Here is a 2,852-nt window from a genome sequence, read left to right as displayed (position 1 = left end):
CCGCGCCATGCCCGGGATCTTGCCACCGCTGACACGGGAGGAGGCGCTGGAGGTCTCCAAGATCTACTCGGTGACCGGCTTGCTCCCGGCCGACCGCCCCCTGCTGCGCCAGCGGCCCTTCCGCGCGCCGCACCACACCATCAGCTACGCCGGGCTGGTTGGCGGCGGCACGTGGCCCCGACCCGGCGAGATCACCCTGGCCCACCGCGGCGTGCTGTTCCTCGACGAGCTCCCCGAGTTCAGCCAGCGCGTGCTGGAGGTCATGCGTCAGCCACTGGAGGACCGCATCGTTACCATCTCGCGCGCCACCGGTGCTATCACATTTCCAGCATCGTTCATTCTTGTCGCAGCGATGAACCCCTGTCCCTGCGGCTTTTTCGGCGACCCCGTGAAGCCCTGCACCTGCTCGCCTACCGCGATCACCCGCTACCAGAAGCGCATCTCCGGCCCGCTGCTCGACCGCATCGACATCCACCTGGAGGTACCCCGGATCGAGTACGAGAAGCTGGCCGACCGCCGCCTCGGCGAGCCATCAGCAGCGGTGCGCGCTCGCGTCGAGGCGGCCCGCGCCATCCAGGCCCGGCGCTTCGCCGGCACCCGCCTGCATCTCAACTGCGACATGGGACCGGCCGAGATCCGCGAGTACTGCCGACTGGACGAGACGGGCGAACGGCTGATGCGAGCCGCCGTGCAGCAGCTCTCCCTCTCGGCCCGCGCCTACCACCGCGTGCTCAAACTGGCCCGCACTATCGCCGACCTGGCCGGCTCCGACGACATCGCCCCCGCCCACCTCGCCGAGGCGCTCCAGTACCGGCCGAAGGAGATGGGATAGGACGAAATATCGACCGGCTGGTTCCGCCCTGGGTGAAACGCCGGGGCCTTCGAAGCGCGCCTCGCACTTCGGTAATCGCGCGGGAGGGCTCCATCGTCGATCTGTGAGCATGGATTTGACAGCGTTTCGCGAACTTTCTACCATGGGCCGCGCTCTCGGGTACGCACACCGACGGCGTTGTGCTGCAGCCAACGGCTTCGGATTGACGCCGGCGTCAGGACGCGGATCACGAGCTTCCGCGCCGCCGTGCCGTTGCGACTGCATGGGTCACGTGGCCCTCGAGGCACGCCGACGTCACGAGAAGGGTATGGTCCGGCCTAGGCCTGGGCCTTTGACGTGAGGAGATGGGATGCGACGGAGCCGTTGGATAGGCATCGCCGGGGCTGCGGCGGTGGCCCTACCACTGCTGGCCGCCGACTGGCAGCCTCGTCGCCGAATGGAGATCGCGACCGAGCCGGAGCGGACGCCGAGCTACTGGATGTGCACCATCCCGCCGCTCCCGAAGTTCCCGCGGCTGGACCGCGAGCTGCAGGTCGATGTGGCCGTGGTGGGCGGCGGCTTTACCGGGCTGGCCGCGGCGTACTATCTCAAGAAGCTGGAGCCGAGCCTTCGCGTCGTCCTGCTCGAAGCACAGCGGTTCGGCTCGGGCGCCAGTTCACGCAACTCCGGCGGGGTCCGCGCCCGGTTCCGCGGCCACGATCCCTCCCCGAGCGCGGAACGCGGCTACCAGCTCCTTCAGACCTTCGCCGCGACCGAGGGGATCGACTTCGATCTGGCCGAGGGAATTCCTTGCATCACCCTGTACTCGACCGCGCAGCGATGCCCCAACCCTGACCTGAGCGGCGAAGAGCTCGCTCGGGAGGTCGGCTCCCCGTTCTACGCCGCGGCTGAGGTCTCCACGGCCAACTGGCTGCACCCAGGTAAGCTCATTGCGGGATTGGTCGAAGCCAACCAGCGGCGTGGGACGGAAATGTACGAGTGGACGCCCGTCGTGCAGATCGATCGGGGACGCTCGATCACGCTGCACACGCCCGGCGGGCGGGTCACGGCCCAGCACCTTGTCATGGCCACGAACGGCTACACGCAGCAGCTCGGCTTCGCACGGTCCGTGCTGTTGACGATGCACCACCGCGTCATCGTGACTCGACCATTGACCCCGGAAGAGTGGGAGCGGAGCGGTCTGGAGCGCTGGCCGTTCCGCCTGGAAGCGGGCGGCTACTACACCCACACGGTCCGTTCGACACCCGACCGGCGGTTCTTCTACCGCCACGTGCTCGGGCATCGCCCCTTCGAGGGGACGAGCTGGGAGATCGGCGAGCGCGAACGCGAGATCGGCCGGCGCGAGCTGCTGCAGCGCTACCCGTGGCTCGCCGACGTGCCGATCGAGTACGAATGGCACGGAGTCACCGCACGCACGGCCGACTGGTGGCCCGTCTCCGGGCAGGTCGACGACAACATCCACATCGCGGCGGGGTACAACGGGTCGGGGGTGATGCCCACCCACTTCTTCGGGTTCCTGCTGGCGCAGAGCATCCTGGGTAACCCGGACCCCGATCTCGCGCTGCTGCGCCCGCCGCGGAACCACCCGCGGCTCCCCGCTGGGTGGCTCCGCCACCTGGCCTTCCAGGGATGGATCGAGTACCGCCGCTGGCGTGGTCGTCGCACCCCGGCCGCCCAGACGGACGCGACCGGAGCGACGAGTGAGCGTCTCGACGTCACTGTGTAAATGCCTGACAACCACGCGCCGTGGAACGGGGATGTTGGGGCAACCGCACACAGGGCGCTGTCGGCGACCACCGTAGGATTCTGGGCGGCCAGGAGAGACTTGACGCGAAGACTGCCGGCCAGCGCTTGCGACACGGGGCCGCTCGGAGATGGAGATTCACGAATGAAATGGTTGTAGGCGGAGTCGATCCGACCACCCGCAGAATGCCGCATCCCCAGCCCCTTCAGTGGGCTTCGCTTCCTAGCCCGGCGGCTTGAGCCCCGGGCACAGGCCCAGACGCTAGACACCGTATCA

At 68.3% G+C, this 2,852-nt stretch carries 2 protein-coding genes; both read left to right on the top strand.

What is annotated here, in order from left to right; all coding sequences use genetic code 11:
• A partial coding sequence (locus tag IRZ30_RS16855) for an ATP-binding protein (protein ID WP_294086849.1) occupies positions 1–832 on the top strand: 832 nt, incomplete at its 5' end.
• Positions 833–1,181: 349 nt separating this feature from the next.
• Positions 1,182–2,558, top strand: a complete 1,377-nt coding sequence (locus IRZ30_RS16850; protein WP_294086848.1) for an FAD-binding oxidoreductase — start codon at positions 1,182–1,184, stop codon at positions 2,556–2,558.
• Positions 2,559–2,852 lie beyond the last annotated feature (294 nt).

Source organism: Sphaerobacter sp. (assembly GCF_019683595.1).
Classification (GTDB): Bacteria; Chloroflexota; Chloroflexia; order Thermomicrobiales; family Thermomicrobiaceae; genus Sphaerobacter.
This window is presented reverse-complemented; position numbering and strand designations above follow the sequence as displayed.

Bases quoted from the DNA above. Each gene is read 5' to 3' on its own strand.
- IRZ30_RS16850 (WP_294086848.1), top strand. From the start codon at position 1,182: ATGCGACGGAGCCGTTGGATAGGCATCGCCGGGGCTGCGGCGGTGGCC.